This is a genomic window from Polaromonas sp. P1_E11, assembly GCF_056405995.1.
Genome location: NZ_JBFUBA010000001.1, coordinates 895,868 through 912,346 on the forward strand (window position 1 = coordinate 895,868; position 16,479 = coordinate 912,346).

General features: G+C 62.3%; 14 protein-coding genes. 6 read left to right on the forward strand and 8 right to left on the reverse strand.

Annotation, left to right across the window (positions count from 1 at the left end):
- Positions 1-6: 6 nt before the first annotated feature.
- Positions 7-1,287, forward strand: a complete 1,281-nt coding sequence (gene kynU, locus AC1D11_RS04510) for a kynureninase (RefSeq protein ID WP_477647345.1) — start codon at positions 7-9, stop codon at positions 1,285-1,287.
- A gap of 157 nt (positions 1,288-1,444) precedes the next feature.
- Positions 1,445-2,290 (forward strand): tryptophan 2,3-dioxygenase, encoded by an 846-nt coding sequence (kynA, locus tag AC1D11_RS04515; protein WP_477647344.1) that lies wholly within the window; start codon positions 1,445-1,447, stop codon positions 2,288-2,290.
- Positions 2,291-2,334: 44 nt separating this feature from the next.
- On the opposite strand, the gene AC1D11_RS04520 is transcribed toward kynA, so the two are convergent.
- Entirely contained in the window at positions 2,335-3,258 is a 924-nt protein-coding gene (locus AC1D11_RS04520; RefSeq protein WP_477647452.1) for a GlxA family transcriptional regulator, read from the reverse strand.
- 82 nt (positions 3,259-3,340) lie between these two features.
- Between AC1D11_RS04520 and AC1D11_RS04525 the strand changes: the two genes are divergently transcribed.
- From AC1D11_RS04525 to AC1D11_RS04535, 3 genes are all read left to right on the forward strand, one after another.
- Positions 3,341-4,018 carry a DJ-1/PfpI family protein gene (locus AC1D11_RS04525; protein ID WP_477647343.1) on the forward strand — a complete coding sequence of 226 codons (678 nt, stop codon included), beginning with the start codon at positions 3,341-3,343 and terminating at the stop codon, positions 4,016-4,018.
- 27 nt (positions 4,019-4,045) lie between these two features.
- Positions 4,046-5,026, forward strand: a complete 981-nt coding sequence (locus AC1D11_RS04530; RefSeq protein ID WP_477647342.1) for a tripartite tricarboxylate transporter substrate-binding protein — start codon at positions 4,046-4,048, stop codon at positions 5,024-5,026.
- Positions 5,027-5,638: 612 nt separating this feature from the next.
- The gene (locus AC1D11_RS04535) at positions 5,639-6,718 is read left to right on the forward strand and encodes a hypothetical protein (protein WP_477649372.1); all 1,080 of its coding nucleotides are present in this window, start codon (positions 5,639-5,641) and stop codon (positions 6,716-6,718) included.
- 68 nt (positions 6,719-6,786) lie between these two features.
- Here the strand turns inward: AC1D11_RS04535 and AC1D11_RS04540 are convergent, their stop codons facing one another.
- The 3 genes from AC1D11_RS04540 to AC1D11_RS04550 all read right to left on the reverse strand — a co-directional run bounded on the left by AC1D11_RS04540 (position 6,787) and on the right by AC1D11_RS04550 (position 11,399).
- Positions 6,787-7,992, reverse strand: a complete 1,206-nt coding sequence (locus tag AC1D11_RS04540) for an FAD-dependent monooxygenase (protein ID WP_477649371.1) — start codon at positions 7,990-7,992, stop codon at positions 6,787-6,789.
- Positions 7,992-10,880, reverse strand: a complete 2,889-nt coding sequence (locus AC1D11_RS04545; protein ID WP_477649370.1) for an aconitate hydratase — start codon at positions 10,878-10,880, stop codon at positions 7,992-7,994. The genes AC1D11_RS04540 and AC1D11_RS04545 overlap by 1 nt, the downstream gene beginning before the upstream one ends.
- A gap of 105 nt (positions 10,881-10,985) precedes the next feature.
- Positions 10,986-11,399: a hypothetical protein gene (locus AC1D11_RS04550; RefSeq protein ID WP_477649369.1), complete on the reverse strand. Its 414-nt coding sequence runs from the start codon at positions 11,397-11,399 to the stop codon at positions 10,986-10,988.
- A 147-nt stretch (positions 11,400-11,546) separates the two neighbouring features.
- On the opposite strand from AC1D11_RS04550, the gene AC1D11_RS04555 reads away from it, so the two are divergent.
- Entirely contained in the window at positions 11,547-12,395 is an 849-nt protein-coding gene (locus AC1D11_RS04555) for a helix-turn-helix domain-containing protein (protein ID WP_477649375.1), read from the forward strand.
- Here AC1D11_RS04555 and AC1D11_RS04560 read toward each other — a convergent pair.
- The 4 genes from AC1D11_RS04560 to AC1D11_RS04575 form a co-directional block, all read right to left on the reverse strand.
- On the reverse strand, positions 12,392-13,045 hold the full coding sequence (locus AC1D11_RS04560) for an alpha/beta fold hydrolase (protein ID WP_477649368.1): 654 nt from the start codon (positions 13,043-13,045) through the stop codon (positions 12,392-12,394). The genes AC1D11_RS04555 and AC1D11_RS04560 overlap by 4 nt on opposite strands.
- Before the next feature lie 26 nt (positions 13,046-13,071).
- On the reverse strand, positions 13,072-13,434 hold the full coding sequence (locus tag AC1D11_RS04565) for a DUF1428 domain-containing protein (RefSeq protein WP_457279322.1): 363 nt from the start codon (positions 13,432-13,434) through the stop codon (positions 13,072-13,074).
- A 328-nt stretch (positions 13,435-13,762) separates the two neighbouring features.
- On the reverse strand, positions 13,763-14,878 hold the full coding sequence (locus AC1D11_RS04570) for an ABC transporter ATP-binding protein (protein ID WP_477649367.1): 1,116 nt from the start codon (positions 14,876-14,878) through the stop codon (positions 13,763-13,765).
- Complete coding sequence (locus tag AC1D11_RS04575) at positions 14,875-16,473, reverse strand: ABC transporter permease (protein ID WP_477649366.1); 1,599 nt, start codon at positions 16,471-16,473, stop codon at positions 14,875-14,877. The genes AC1D11_RS04570 and AC1D11_RS04575 overlap by 4 nt, the downstream gene beginning before the upstream one ends.
- Positions 16,474-16,479: the final 6 nt, after the last annotated feature.

Genomic DNA, 16,479 nt, shown 5'->3' on the forward strand with positions numbered 1-16,479 from the left:
GACTCCATGACCACTCTGCAAGACTGCCGCGCCCTCGATACGCAAGACCCGCTGCGCACGCTGCGCCAGCAATTCACCTTGCCCGAAGATGTGATCTACCTCGACGGCAATTCGCTGGGCGTGCTGCCCAAAACAGCCGCCGCTCGCGTCGCTGAAGCCGTGACGGCCGAATGGGGCCAGGGCCTGATCCGCTCCTGGAACAGTGCTGGCTGGTTTGAGCTGCCGCAACGCCTGGGCAACAAGATTGCCCGGCTGATAGGTGCTGCCCCCGGCGAAGTGGTGGCCACCGACAGCACCTCCATCAACCTCTACAAGGTGCTAAGCGCCGCACTGCACATCGCGGCCCAGGACACGCCCACGCGCAAGGTGATCGTCAGCGAGCGCAGCAACTTCCCGACCGACCTGTACATCGCAGAAGCGCTGTGCCGTGAACACGGCTTTCGCCTGCGACTGGTCGAGCCCGAAGAGATCGCTGCCGCGCTCACCAGCGAAGTGGCCGTGTTGATGCTCACCCATGTGAACTACCGCACCGGCGCCATGCACGACATGGCCGCCGTCACCGCAGCAGCGCACGCAGCAGGCGCACTCACCGTCTGGGATCTGGCCCACAGCGCGGGCGCCGTACCGGTGGACCTGAATGCGGCGAAAGCCGATTTCTCGATTGGCTGCGGCTACAAATACCTCAACGGCGGCCCCGGCGCGCCGGCTTTTGTCTGGGTGAATCCGAAACACTCCGACCGTTTCTGGCAACCGCTGGCCGGCTGGTGGGGCCACGCTGCACCGTTTGAGTTCACGCCCGACTACCGGCCCGCGACGGGTATCTCACGCTATCTGTGCGGCACGCAACCCATCCTGAGCATGACCGCGCTGGAGTGCGGACTGGACACCGTGCTGGCCGCCGAAGCATTTGGCGGCATGCAGGCCCTGCGTAAAAAGTCGCTGGCGCTCACCGACCTGTTTATTCAACTCGTGGAAGAACGCTGTGCCGGCCATGGCCTGGGTCTGGGCACGCCACGTGAGCACGCTATGCGTGGCTCGCAGGTCTGCCTGACCAAAACCCAGGGCGCCTACGCCATCGTGCAGGCGCTGATCGCGCGCGGCGTCATCGGCGACTTCCGCGCGGGAGACGGCGGCGCCGGCAAGCACCTCGACATCCTCCGCTTCGGCTTCACACCGCTCTACATCGGTTTTGAAGACGTCTGGAACGCCGTCGAACATTTGAAGCAGGTGCTGGAAAGCGCCGAATGGCAAAAATCCGAGTTCAACCAGAAGCACGCGGTCACATGATGACATGGCCCCCACGGTCTTCCACTGCGTGCAGCCTGCGGCTTCTCCCTGCCCCTTTCATCACAAGAGGGACCGCTGCGCCTGCAGCCCGGCAAAGCAGGTTCCGCAGCCCCTGCTTGTTTCAATGCCCAGATCGCTTTTCCGTGAAAGATCATCCATGAACACACAACGGCCGGCAGACATCGTGCGCGACGAAAAAGCGCAACTCGACTTCAGTCAGTCGATGAGCTATGGCGACTACCTGCAGCTCGACGCTATCCTCGGCGCGCAAAAGCCGCTCTCGCCCGACCACAACGAAATGCTGTTCATCATCCAGCACCAGACCAGCGAGCTCTGGATGAAACTGATGCTGCACGAGCTGCGTGCGGCAATAGCCAATGTGGCCAAAGACGAGCTGGGCACCGCTTTCAAGATGCTGGCCCGCGTGAGCAGGATCATGGAGCAGCTGGTGCATGCCTGGGACGTGCTGGCCACCATGACACCGCCCGAGTACAGCGCGATACGCCCTTACCTGGCCAACTCCAGCGGCTTTCAAAGCGCGCAGTACCGTTGCATCGAATTCGCGCTCGGTAACAAGAATGCCGCCATGCTCAAGCCCCATGCGCACCGGCCCGACCTGCTCGCACAGGTACAAGCCGCGTATGAAGCCCCGTCACTCTATGACGAAGCCCTGCGCCTGCTGGCCCGCCGCGGCCTGGCCGTGCCGGCCAGCCACACGCAGCGCGACTGGATGCAAGGCTATGTAGAAAGCGACGCTGTTGAGCAGGCGTGGCTGGTGGTGTATCGCGACCCGAAGAAGTATTGGGATCTGTACCAACTCGGTGAAGAGCTTACCGATTTGGAAGATGCGTTCCGGCTTTGGCGGTTCCGGCATGTAACCACGGTGGAGCGCGTGATCGGGTTCAAGCGTGGCACGGGTGGGACGGGTGGCGTCAGCTACCTGCGCAAGATGCTGGATGTGGTTTTATTTCCCGAGATCTGGAAACTACGCACTGACTTATAGGCGCCCCAGGGTGCAGACGGTGAATCCCCGGGGGGCCTTGGTGATCAGCAGGCGCCGCTGGCGCGATTACGCGCTGCGGCCGCTGTCCTGGAAATACCCCGGGTCGATCCGGTATGCCTCTGGACTTCCTTCCCCGATAGGCGCCCCGAGCTGGCGAGGATTTCCGCCTGTTCACACCGCAAGCTGTTGAGTGCGGCTATGGGGCCCATGCCGAAGTTTTCCGCAAACTTGCGCTGAAAAGTGCGCCGGGACATATTGCACATACCCGCCATCTCGTCGACGGACCATTCATGATCAAGCCGGGCCTGCAACAACTCGATCAACTGGCGAAATGGTGCAATGGCCCGATCCTGAATCCTCAGGGCCTGGCTGTACTGGCGCTGATCGCCGTCCCTGCGTAAATAGACAAGCAGCCGCCGCGCAACACGCTGCGATACGTCTGCGCCATGGTCGCGCTCGATAAGGGCCAGCGCGAGGTCGATACCGGCCGTAACACCCGCCGTGGTCCAGTACTTGCCGCTTTCGCAGTAGATCTTGTCGTCGTTAACCCTGAGGTCCGGGAAGTCCCGCTGCAATCTCTCGGCGGATCGCCAGTGGGTGGTGACCTCCCGGCCACTCAACAGACCGGTCGCGGCGAGCAGGAAGGCCCCCGTGCAAACGCTGCAGGTTCTACGTGTGGCCTGGTCTCTTTCCCGCAGCCAGTTGACCAGTTGAAGATCGGCACATGCCGCATGGACACCGCCACCGCCCGGCACCACCAGCGCATCGATCGGCAATGCCGCGGCAGCCCCCAGATCGTGGTCCACATGGATTTTCATTGCACCATCGGCGCTCGTTACAGCGTCCTTCTGTGCCACGGTGACCAGGCGATACGCCGGAACACCCACCTCTTCATTTGCCGTGGCAAATGCCTGCCACGGCCCGGCGAGGTCAATGGGCTGGAAGCCGTCAAACAAAAGAAATGCCACCCATTTTGGCGCACATTCGCCCGCTTTTGGCACTTCCCCTGCAGCACCTGGCCTTACCGTCAGCGTCTTAAGGAGGGTGTTCATGAAAGTTAATATTATTCTCTTCAATGCCTTGACACAACTTGATTTGACAGGGCCTTTTGAAGTCCTGGCACGTGTGCCGGGGGTGCATGTCGAGCTCGTGGGGAAGTCACTGGAGCCAGTCCGCTCGGACCGCGGCCTCATGCTGATACCCACCACGACCATCGCAAACGCGCCACCCTGCGACCTGCTGGTGGTGCCGGGGGGACCTGGAACCGACGACGCCATACTGGATGCCGAGTGGGTCAATTTCACCCGCAGGCAAGCAAAGTCGGCGAAGTACATCTTCGGCATCTGTACGGGCTCGCTGCTGCTCGGCGCCGCGGGCCTTCTCAAGGGCCGGCGAAGCACCTGCCACTGGCAGGCCATTGATTTTCTGCCGGCGTTCGGTGCCACCGTCACCAGAGAGCGCATGTGTGTGGACGGAAATATCTTCACTGCTGGCGGCGTGACATCCGGCATCGACATGGCCCTGAAGGTCGTCGCAATGCTGATGGGAGACGAAGCAGCCAAGCAAATCCAGCTCCAGATCGAATACGACCCCAAGCCGCCCTTTCCAGGTGGTACTCCCTTTACATCGGAGCCCGCCATCATCGAGAAATGCCTGGCAGCGACGCAGGCGCGGCGAGCCCTGCGGGCCTCGGCCGTCGGCCATGCAGCCCTTCGCATGCCAGCCTGAAAAGTACCGGTAACCCTGGAGAAACTTATGAGCAAGAAACTGTTTTCACTGGTTTTTTGGGCCTTGCTGGCATGCGGCATGGGCGCGCAGGCGCAAGGTGTTTACCCCTCGAAACCAGTGACATTGATTGTTCCCTACCCCGCAGGAGGTCCTATGGACAAGCTCGCGCGGGAGCTTGCCTTACCGCTGGAAAAGCAGCTAGGGCAATCCGTCATCATCCAGAACCTGTCAGGCGCCGGAGGCAACCTGGGCAGTACCATCGCCTTGCGTGCGGCTGCCGACGGCTATACCCTGCTGTTGAACCATATCGGGATGGCGACAGCCCCTGCGCTATACCGCCGCCTCGGTTTCAACCCGGAAACGGACTTCGAACCTTTGGGCATCATGGCTGAATCGCCACTGATGCTGGTCACGCGCCCACAGATAGCTACGGGCTCAGCGGTTGAGCTGGTGCGGTGGATAGCCACGCAACCACAGGTCAAGCTTGCCAACGGCGGCATTGGGTCGGCGTCGCATCTGTGCGGCCTGCTGCTCCAGTCTTCGCTGGGCATCGGCATGACCACCGTTCCCTATCGTGGGACCGCTCCGGCGTTGGCGGATTTACTGGGGGGCCATGTAGACCTGATGTGCGATTTGACAGCCAATGTGCTCCCTCATGTATTTAACGGAAAAACCAGGCCCGTCGGCGTGACATCAGCCAGGCCGCTCAACGTTCCCGGTGCCTCGGCGATCCCGACGCTCGAGAAATTCGGGATTCCCTCTGTCCGGCTTGGCGTCTGGTACGGCTTGTATGCGCCGAAGAACACGCCTCAGGCGGTACAAACCAGGATCAACGCTGCATTGCTGGGCGCAATCCAGACGGACGCATTCAAACGGGCACAACTCGCTTCGGGGATCGAGGTGGTTCGAGACGCGCGCAACACACCCGCGGGCCATCGCGAATATTTGCGCAGCGAAATTGCACGCTGGACGCCGGTGATCAAGGCAGCAGGGGCGTACGCGGACTAGGGCTGGCCGGAAACGTAATCCATAACAACCGAAGAAAATCCAACATTTTCTCTTCCAACACCTTCATCGCCACATCCCGCCCCATCACACCATCCCGCGGCCCACGGCATGCTGGTGGGCACCCGATCAGGTTGCGCATCACCGTGCCGGCGATGGCGTCGGCCACCACCAGCAGCGGCATCGGCGGCGTCAGCTACCTGCGCAAGACGCTGGTGTCGTGTTGTTTCCGCAGATATGGAAGCTGCGCACGGATTTTCAGGAAATCCATAAGAATAGTAGCCAGAGCCTTTGCAGGATGTGCGCAAGCAGCTACTATTTTTATAGCAAATACCATAACAAAGCGTTCCAGCAATCGTCATTTTCCTTGTCGATCTATCATTGCGATGCATCATCCAGGATGCCGCGATTCGGGAGGGAAACCTCGAGCGCGACTTTGCTTTAGGGTGATTCGATCCATGCTTGAACGCAATCCTGCCCCGTTGTGCCAGTCAAAATAGTCAGCGATACTCCGGCGGTCTGGTTCAATTCTTGACTGCATTTCACGATAGCAGGTCTTCCATCAGCAGATTTGTTCGCCTGTTGTCTTAAATACCTATCACCCCCATCTGATCCATGAATTTTTCGACCCTATCCAGGACCAAAAAAACTTTGGCAGCGCTTGCATTGATTGTGTTTGTGCTCGTTTGTTTCTTTGCCAGAAATGTTTTCGAGTATTTCAAATACTACGACTTCATGCACGAAACGGATAGATATGCCACGTCAGCGGATACAACAGGAAATACAACGGGAGACACGGCGGCAAGGGCTGTCGCCGTGTCAAAGACACTCGCCATCTTTACTGGTGATACCGGTCATATCACCAAGGGCAAGCTCCTGGATGCAAACTACAAAAAAGAGTACGACCAGCTTCCTGAAAAACTCTACGACCTCAGTTTTGGTGAAACCATTTATTGCGTTACCTGCAAAGACGGCAAGGCCGGGAACCAACGCGGGTACTCTGTGATTGAAACGAATGCGCTTCAGGATCTGGAAAAGTATCAACCCAGAGTCGGCCAGGAAAACTGGAAAGCTTATTTAAAGCTCGCAATGAAGGGCGCGGTTGAATACCCCACCCTGATGCCCGCCCTGCTGAACGACAACTACCTGGTCTCAGCAGAAGACTTCGGGAGAAAATACGGCAACGACTTCGATGCGTTTTATCTCAAGGAATTGCCATACGGCGTCAAAGAGAAGCTCATCGATTTTTATGCGTCCGACGAAGGATCGAGCTACCGATTCGTGAATTCCGGAAACCTCAAATACTCCAGCCTGTTAAGGGAAGGGGATTTCAGCGGCCAGGACAAGAAAGAAATCGCCATTCTGCTCAAGGACACGCGGGAAGGACTGAACGATGCCTACCTCCTCCTGGTGTTCCTCAGAAAGAACGATCCCTCCCTTCATCCGGAGTACTACATCGCATTTAACGAAGTTTTCCCGGGCAAGGTCATCATCGAAACTGTTTATAAAGACCCGGAAGAGCGTTGGGATCACAAGGTTTTTTTGAACACTGAAGAGAAAGTGGAAACCCGGTACAACAGCTTGAGAATTCTCCGGCCCGAACAGAGGGACAATGTGCTGGTTTACGATGAAAAATTCGACAGGATGAGGAAGTACATACAAGTTCCAAAGTCCGAGAAAAACAGAATCCCGTGAATAAATAGCGGCCGCCTCTGCAAGCGTCGCCATAAGGCGTGCGCAAACAGCTATTGGGTTACGACGACTCAATGCCCATCAAGGTATGTTTGGCTTGCACCATACAGCCAGGGCATATCCAGCAATTTTTCGCCCAGCAGTCTGAGCGAGGCATCGCGGCCCCAACGCAGCAGACCATCGGCGTGAAATATCTGTCCGTTGCGCAGCGCCCGCGCCTGCACGCGCGCATTGCGCTGCCAGCGGTTGAGCGCATACCGCTGCATCATGGTGGGTACGTCAAACGCCGGGTCCAGCGCCTGGGCCAAAACATGGCCTAGCTCGGCGGCGTCTTCGATCGCCATGCCGGCGCCTTGCGCGAGGTAAGGCCGCATCGGATGGGCGGCATCGCCCAATAAGGCCACACGGCCTACGGCGTGCTGATGGGCGCCTTGCATCGGCGCGCGGTCATGCAGCACCCACAAGCGCCAGCCCCCGATGGCATCCAGTACCTCGCGCAGCGCGGCACAACAGCCGGTAGTCGTCGCGGCCAGATCGGAGGTGTTGGCGCTGTGGTCCCAGAGGTCGGCTTCGGCAGCGGCTTCACCCTGCACGATGGCCACCACATTGAGCCATTCACCGCCGCGCACCGGGTACTGCACCACGTGCATGCGCGGCCCCAGCCAGACCGTGATCTGCCGGCTCCTGAGCAATTCAGGTAGATCGGATTGCCGTACCAAGGCGCGGTAAGCCAGGTGGCCGGTACGGCGTGGCAGACCGTCACCCAGCAGTTCCTGACGCACTGTGCTCCAGATGCCGTCAGCACCTATGAGGGCGTCGCCTTCAATGCCGGGGCCGTCGTCGGCCTGCACCGTGACGGCTTGCGCGGTCTGGCTGAAGGACTGCAGAGGCCGGCTCAGATGCAGCTTCACGTCGGCGTGCTGCTGCACGGCCTGCAGCAGCAGGCCGTGAAGGTCGGCGCGATGAATGGAGAGGTAAGGCGCGCCATAACGCTGGGTCATAGCGGCGCCCAACGGCAACTCGCCCAGCAGCTGGCCCGATATGGCACTTCGAACCTGCAGTCGCTCGGGAATGGCAGCCACGGCCTGGAGCGCGTCGGCCAGCCCCCAGCCATGCAGCACTTTGACGACATTGGGACCGAGCTGGATGCCGGCGCCGACTTCGCTGAAGGCGCTGGCGCGTTCAAACAGGCGGACGTCCCAGCCGGCGCGCGATACCGCGAGCGCCGCCGCCAATCCGCCGATGCCGCCGCCGGCTATCAGGGCTTGTCTGAACATCAAGCGAGCAACTGTCGCAGCACGAACGGCAAAATTCCGCCGTTGCGGTAGTAGTCAACCTCAATGGGTGTGTCCACGCGCAGTATCACGGTGACTTCCTCGCGAGAACCGTCGGCGCGCGTGATCACCAGTTTGGCCTCGCTTTGCGGCTTCAGCTCAGGGTGCGGAATCACGTCAATGATTTCATTGCCGGTGAGCTTCAAGGTCTGCCACGAGTCGCCCGGCTTGAACTGCAGGGGCAGCACGCCCATGCCGACCAGGTTGCTGCGGTGGATGCGCTCAAAGCTGCGCGCCACCACGGCCTTGATGCCGAGGAGCTGCGTGCCCTTGGCGGCCCAGTCGCGCGACGAGCCGGTGCCGTATTCCTCGCCGGCGAAGATCACGGTGGGCGTGCCCTGGTCCATGTACTTCATGGCAGCGTCGTAGATGAACATCTTTTCGTTGCCGGGCTGGAACAATGTGACGCCGCCTTCTTCGCGCGAGCCTTCCGCATCGGGCGGAATCATCAAATTCTTGATGCGCACATTGGCGAAGGTGCCGCGCATCATCACATCGTGGTTGCCGCGGCGTGCGCCGTAGCTGTTGAAGTCGGCCTTCTGTACGCCGTTGGCCTGCAGCCACAGGCCCGCGGGCGAGCTGGCCTTGATGGAGCCGGCCGGCGAAATGTGGTCCGTCGTGATGGAGTCGGCAAACAGCGCCATGATGCGCGCGCCCTTGACGGACACACTGCCGGCCTCGCCCACCTTCATGGTGAAGTCCTTGAAGAAAGGCGGCTCGGCGATGTAGGTGCTGGCGGGCCAGGTGTACGACGTGCCTTTGACGCCCTTGATGTTTTCCCACAGCTTGCCGGGCTCGGTCTTGACCTTGGCGTAGTTGGCGCGGAAAGCCTTGCCGTTCATGGCGTACTTCATGAGCTTGTAGATTTCTTCGCTGGTCGGCCAGATATCACCCAGGTAGACATCCTTGCCGCCCTTGCCTTTTCCGACGGGCTCGGTCATCAGGTCGCGCATCACCGTGCCGGCAATGGCGTAGGCCACCACCAGCGGCGGGCTGGCCAGAAAGTTGGCCTTGAGGTTGGGGTGGATGCGCGCCTCAAAGTTGCGGTTGCCCGAAAGCACGGCCGCGCAGACCAGGTCGCTCTTGCTGATGGCCTCATTGAGTTCGGGCGTCAGGTCGCCGGCATTGCCGATGCAGGTGGTGCAGCCGTAGCCGGCCAGCGCGAAGCCGAGCTTTTCGAGGTAGGGCAACAGACCGGTTTCAGTGAGGTACTCGGTCACGATGCGCGAGCCGGGCGCCAGCGAGGTCTTGATGTGCGGCTGCACCTTCAGGCCCGCTTCCACCGCCTTCTTGGCCAGCAGGCCCGCGGCCAGCAGCACGCTGGGGTTGGAGGTGTTGGTGCAACTGGTGATGGCGGCGATCAGCACGTCGCCATTCCCCACCGTGATGCCGGGGGCTGAATGAACCACCTCGGTCTGCGCCTTTGCAGGAGCATCCGTGGTGTTGCTGGCGCGTGCGTGCGCCAGCGTCGGACGATTGCCTTCCATCTCCATCACGGGGCGTGCGGCACCGGCCGGTGTGGGCGGTGCCGACGGCAGCGTGTCCAGCCGGCCCTCGTCGGTGCGGCGCACCAGGTGGCGGGTGTTGAGCATGCCGGCGGGCTGGTTAAAACCATTCTCGGCAATCGGCTTGCTGAAGAGCGACTTGAACTGCCCGGCGACATTGCCGAGCTCGATACGGTCTTGCGGGCGCTTGGGGCCGGCCAGGCTGGGCGTAACGTCGCCCAGATCCAGCCTGACCACATGCGAATAATCAATCTCGCCGGCCTTGGCCACACCGAAGAGGCCCTGCGCCTTGAAGTAGGCCTCGAAGGCTTCGATCTCTTCCTTGGTGCGGCCTGTGCCCTTGAAGTAGTCAATGGTTTTTTCGTCGACCGGGAAGAAGCCCATGGTGGCGCCGTACTCGGGTGCCATGTTGCCGATGGTGGCGCGGTCGGGCAGGGCCAGCGTGCGGGTGCCTTCGCCGAAAAATTCGACAAACTTGCCGACGACCTTTTCCTTGCGCAACTGCTCGGTCACGCGCAGCACCAGGTCGGTGGCGGTGACGCCTTCGCGCAGGCGGCCTGTCAGCTCAAAGCCGACCACGTCGGGCGTGAGGAAGTACACCGGCTGGCCCAGCATGGCGGCCTCTGCCTCAATGCCGCCGCAGCCCCAGGCCACCACGCCGATGCCGTTGATCATGGTGGTGTGGCTGTCGGTGCCCACCAGCGAGTCGGGGTAATAGACGCCGTCCTTGCTTTTATGCACGCCGCGCGAGAGGTATTCAAGATTGACCTGGTGCACGATACCGAAGCCCGGCGGTACCACGCCAAAGGTGTCAAAGGCCTGCATGCCCCACTTCATGAACTCGTAGCGCTCGCGGTTGCGCTGGAACTCAAGCTTCATGTTGAGGTCGAGGGAATTTTTCTTGCCGTAGTAGTCGACCATGATGGAGTGGTCGACCACCAGGTCGACCGGCACCAGCGGCTCGATGGCTTTGGGGTTCTTGCCCAGCTTCAGCGCCACGCTGCGCATGGCGGCCAGGTCAGCCAGCAGCGGCACGCCGGTGAAGTCCTGCAGCACCACGCGCGAGACAACAAACGGGATTTCTTCGGTGCGCTCTGCCTGGGGCAGCCAGTGGGCCAGTTGCGCCACGTGTTCGGCCGTGACCTTTTTGCCGTCGCAATTGCGCAGCACCGACTCCAGCACGATGCGCATGGACACCGGTAAGCGGGAAACTTTGGGAAACTGTTTGGCGAGTTCCGGCAGGGAGTAGAACTTGCCGGTTTTGCCGGAGGCGGTCTTGAAGCTTTTGAGCGTGGAGGAAAAAGCGTGGGGAGGCGGTTTGGCCATGGCGGACTCCTTTTTATTGACGGCAGCCCCCATTCTGGCAGGCACTGCGGCCCCGTGGGAGTCCGGCGCCGCATACCCTGCCCCTCTACCGAGTCTTGTGCGTTCTCACCAAGCCGGCTGCGGCGATGCGCGGCGCAAGCCGAAGTACTGCAGTTCGGCCAGCACCGCCACCGTCAGCGCCTGCATCACCACATAGGCCACGCCCAGCATGGAGGGCGACACACGGCCGCTGGCCAGCATCAGCACGCAGGCCAGCGCCCAGCCGATATTGCCCGCCACCAGTGCCCAGATAACGCCACGCGGCAAAGGATTACGCGTTGAAACAAACGCAACGACTGCCGCATAGACCAGCAGGAACTCTCCGGTATAGGCAATCAGGCCCTCGGGCAGGTTCAGCAGGCGGGCCATCGCGGCTGGAAAGGCGACTTGCAATACACCGCAAGCGATGCACGACAGCGCATCCACACGCAGCACATTGCGCAGGAAGTTGGGAGAGGAAAGGATGGAACTCGAAGACATGGCAAAACTCCTGAAAGTGGCAGCCGGTGATATTGATCAGCGCTCCGGGCCGCCGGTCGGTGCGCATGGAAGTCATCATTCCTGCGCACCAGCCGCCCGTCGATAACCTGGCAGGTAATGGAAACCTGCTCACATGGCTTTACGATGATGGCCATGACCGCCAGCACCTACCACCCCAGCCGCCCGGCGCCGCGAAGTGCGCCTCAGCCTTTTGGCGACCACCTGCGCCACTGGCGCCAGCACCGGCGCCTGAGCCAGCTGGACCTGGCCCAGGAGGCGGACATTTCGACACGCCATTTGAGTTTTGTGGAAACCGGCCGCTCGGTGCCCAGCCGCGAGATGGTGCTGCGGCTGTCGGAGAGGCTGGACATCCCGCTACGCGAGCGCAATGCGCTGCTGGTGGCGGCAGGCTACGCGCCTATGTACCGAGAGCGGCCACTGGGCGACCCGGCGCTGGCCTCGGCCCGGCAGGCCGTGGAGCTGCTGCTCAAAAGCCATGAGCCCTACCCGGCGCTGGCGGTGGACCGGCACTGGAACCTGGTGGCTGCCAACCGCATGGTGCCGCACCTGATGGAAGGCGCCGATGCCTCGCTGCTGCAGGGGCCGGTGAATGTGTTGCGCCTGAGCCTGCATCCTTTGGGCCTGGCGCCGCGCATCGCCAACCTGCTGCAGTGGCGCGCGCACATATTTGAACGCCTGCGCCAGCAAGTCGCGGCTACCGCCGACGCGGTGCTGGCGACCTTGCTCGAGGAACTCAAGGCCTACCCCGTGCCCGATGAAGCGAAAAACGAACACCTCGACGGCGAGCACCCTAGCGTGGTCATGCCTTTCCTGTTCAAGACACCGGCCGGCATGCTGAGCTTTATCAGCACCACCACCATCTTCGGCACGCCGGTGGACGTGACGCTGCAGGAGCTGGCGATGGAGACGTTTTTCCCGGCGGATGATTTCACGCGCCAGGCCTTGCATGCGTTGGCGGCGCAGCCCGGCGCCTAAACGTACTTCAGCAGAATTTTCGTAAGCGCTTCGGGCGCCAGTCGCGGAATATCGTGGGCGCAGTCCAGGCGATGCGTAGCCCATTCCGGGTCCAACCGGAAGCGCTCGTACAGCTCGATGAACGGGCTTCCTTCCCAGCCGAATGCGGCGATAAAGGCTTTGCTGCGGACCTTGCGCCAATCGCCTGTCAGCTTGATCGCCTGCAGGAAGGTGGCGATGGGATGGGGGCGGCATCGCCTGTCGAGATGGGCCGCCGGCGCGCAAGCCAAACCGTCCGCAGCCACGCCCGCGATGAAACGATCCCGGTAGTTCGGGGTGGTGAGCGACCAGACCGATGCGCCGTTGCCGGGCACATAGGCATCGGCGTAAATGATCGCTTTAACGCGCAACGGCTCCTTGTCCGCCGCGCCGGTAATGACCATTCCCCCATACGAATGACCGACCAGCACCGCGGGCGTCTCGCGCGCGCCAAGCACCTGAACCACCTCGTTGACATGGCTTTCGAGATTGGTGCCATTCGCAGGCTCGTCGCCCAAGCCCGAGAGCGTGAGCGCTTGAACTTCCTGGCCTTCACCTGTCAGCGCATGGCTCACAGCGTCGAATGCCCAGCCCCCGTGCCACCCCCCTGGCACCAAAACGAATCTCGCCATCTATTGGCCCCGGTTCTGGCTCGGGCTCAGAGTTCGACGATGGTCTTGAAGCCCCCAAAAATCATCCGCTTCCCATCGAAGGGCAGGTTTTTCGGGTCCATCATGGCCTCCAGGCGCGGGTCGGACATGACTTTTTTGTTGACGCTGTCACGCTGCTTGCGCGACTTGTAGGTGATCCACGAGAACACCACCACCTCGCCGGCCTTGAGCTTGACGCTTTGCGGAAAGGACGTGACCTTGCCGGGTTTCACGTCGTCGGCGATGCACTCGGTGTATTCGATCGCGCCGTACTCCTTCCATATCTTGCCGGCCTTGCGGGACAGCTTGCGGTAGTCCTCCACTTTCTTGGCGGGGACGGCAACGATGAATCCATCTACGTAACGGGCCATGGGAAATCTCCTTGGGTAAGCGGCTGTCACCTGAAACGCTGCAACAACCGATCAAGTTGCCAGCGCGCAAGCGCACAGTCATTAATTTGTGTACACCGTACACAATATACCCAAAGACCGGTGTAAGACGCCTTAAAGATTCGTAACAAGGCATGTATTGGTCGAACCGTGCCCCTTTGCGCGGGCGTGCCGGGGAAACGTCCGCCGCCAGCTGGTTCATCGCACCCGTAGAGAAAGGCAAAATGCTATTAATTTAATAGCTGCTTGCGCCCGTTCTTATTGGGCTACGGCCACTATTTGCTTAAATTCCCGGGAACCGGCAGCCGGCTTATCCGAACACATGGGCCTCGCCGGCCACCGTGATGCGGACCATGGCGCCCGGCGCCGGGGCATGCAGGCCGGAGCTGCGCACCAGCAGCGGCGCGTCCCACGCAGCAAGCTCCGTCGCCGCGGGTGTTTCTTCTGCCGTGACCAGGCCAGTGCCGCGCACCAGGCGCACCGACAGCACACAGACCGGACCGCCAAAATCGGTGTCGATAACCGCGCCATAGCACGCAGCACCATCCGCGCTTTGCGCGGCCGCCTGCGCCGGGACTTCAGCCACCTGCAGCTGCTCTGGCCGCAACATGATCTGCGCCGCACCACTGCGCTGGCCGTCGTTGACCGCGATTCGCCCCAGCGCGCAGTCAGCCCAGCCGCCCGCCAGCTGCGCCGGCAGCACGATGGCTTCGCCCAGGAAGCCGGCCACTGCGGCATCACGGGGCCGCAGATAAATATCCACCGGGCGGCCGGCCTGCACCAGCTGCCCTTCACGCATCACGGCCACCTGGTCGGCAAATGACAGGGCCTCCGCCTGGTCGTGCGTGACCAGGATGGTGGTGATGCCGGCGCCGCTGAGCAGTTGCGCGACGGCTTTGCGGGTGCTGGCGCGCAGGCCCGTGTCCAGGGCGGAAAAAGGCTCATCGAGCAACATCAGCTGCGGGCGCTGGGCCAGCGCACGGGCCAGTGCCACGCGCTGCTGCTGGCCGCCGGACAACTCATGCGGGCGACGGCTGAGCATGGCGGTGTCCAGCGCAACCATGTCCATCAGTTCGGCAATGCGTTCAGCGCGCCGGGGCGTGTTGCGCGGCAGGCCAAAGCCGACGTTGCCTTCAATCGTCAGGTGCGGAAACAGCGCGCCGTCCTGCGGCACAAAACCGATGCCGCGCTGGTGGGCCGGCACGGCTTCTGGCCCATCGGCCAGTTGCCGCCCGCCCAGCACGACGCGGCCGGCGTCGGGCGCTTCGAAGCCGGCAATGATGCGCAGCAACGTGGTTTTACCGGAACCGGACGGACCCACGATGGCGGTGCGGCTGCCGGCCGGCACGTGCAGGTGAACGCCGCCCAGTGCTTCCACGGGGCCATAGTGTTTGCGCAGGCCGTTCAGTTCAAGAGAAGTTGTCATCGTCCCGCCGTGCGTTTGGATTGGGTATAGAGCAGCCAGGTCATGGGCAGCGACAGCAGCACCATGATGAGTGCATAGGGCGCGGCGGCGGCGTAGTCGATCTCGCTGCTGTAGGCCCAGAAGGAAGTTGCCAGGGTGCGCGTGCCGTTGGGCGCGAGCATCAGCGTGGCGGTGAGCTCATTGGTAATGCCCAGGCCCACCAGCGCCGCGCCGGCCGCCGCGCTGGGCGCAGCCAGCCGCAGGGTGATGGCCCACAGCGCCTGCGCGGGCGTGCGGCCCAGGCTGCGCGCGGCCTGCTCCAGCTCCACCGGCGCCTGCGCAATGCCTGCGCGCAGGCTGATGAGGGCGCGCGGCAAAAACATCAGCAAATAAGCCAGCAGCACCGTGAGTGCCGTCTGGTAAATCGGCATGCGCACAGTCACTGTGACGAGCGCCAGCGCCACCACCACACCGGGCAGCGAACCGACCATGTAGTTGCAGGCCTCCAGCACGCGCTGCAGCCGGCCCGGTGAGCGTATCGACAGCCAGGCCATGGGCACGGCAGCCACTGTGGTCAGCAACGCACCGGCCAGCGCCAACCCCAGGGTCTGGAAAATCGCCGGGCCGATTTCATCCACGCGCCATACGGCAGCCCCGCCGGCCACCAGCCAGCGGCCCAGGGTAAGCAGCGGCACGCCCAGCGCCAGAGCGGTGACCAGCGCGGGCAGCAGCAGGCACAGGCCAGCAAAACGGCCCAGCTTGCGTTTGAAAGGCATGCGCGCTGCGCCGGAACCCACGCGTGCATAACGTTCCTTGCCGCGCGCGGCCGATTCCAGTCCCAGCAACGCGAAGCAGCACACCACCAGTACGCCGGAAAGCATGTTGGCCGCAGGCCCGTTGTAGGTCGACTGGAACTGGTCGACGATGGCCGTGGTGAAGGTGTCGAAGCGGATCATCACGTAAAGGCCGTACTCGGCCAGCAGGTGAAGGCCTACCAGCAGCGAGCCGCCGCATACTGCCAGCCGCAGCTGCGGCAGCACCACGCGGAAGAACACCGCCAAAGGGCTCAAGCCCAGCGAGGCGGCGCTGTCTTCCATGCCCGGATCCAGCCGCCGCAAGGCTGCGGCCACCGGCAAATACAAAAATGGAAAGTAGGCGATCACCGAAACCATCACGCCGGCGGGCAAACCGTGCAGGCCAGGGGCGACCGTCATCCAGGCATAGCTGTGCACAAAAGCCGGCACCGCCAGCGGCGCGACGGCCAGCCAGGCCCAGGTGCGCGCACCGGGCAGGTCGCTGCGCTCGGTGAGCCAGGCCAGGGCCACGGCCAGCACTGCACACAAGGGCACTGTCAGCGCTACCAGCAAAGCAGTGTTGACGAGCAGTTCACCCACACGGGGCCGGAAGATCAACGCAGAGGCCGTGTCCCAACCCGCCTGGATGCCGACCCAGATGACAAAACCCAGCGGCAACAATGCCAGCAGCGAGACCAGCAGGGCCGCGCTACCCACCCACGACAGGCGCCAGCCGCCGCGCCCGGCCGCAGGCAAAGGCCGCAGGGCCACACTCGCCGGCTTCAGGGAGTCGGCGCCGACATCAAAGGGCAAGGCACTCAAGGCAGG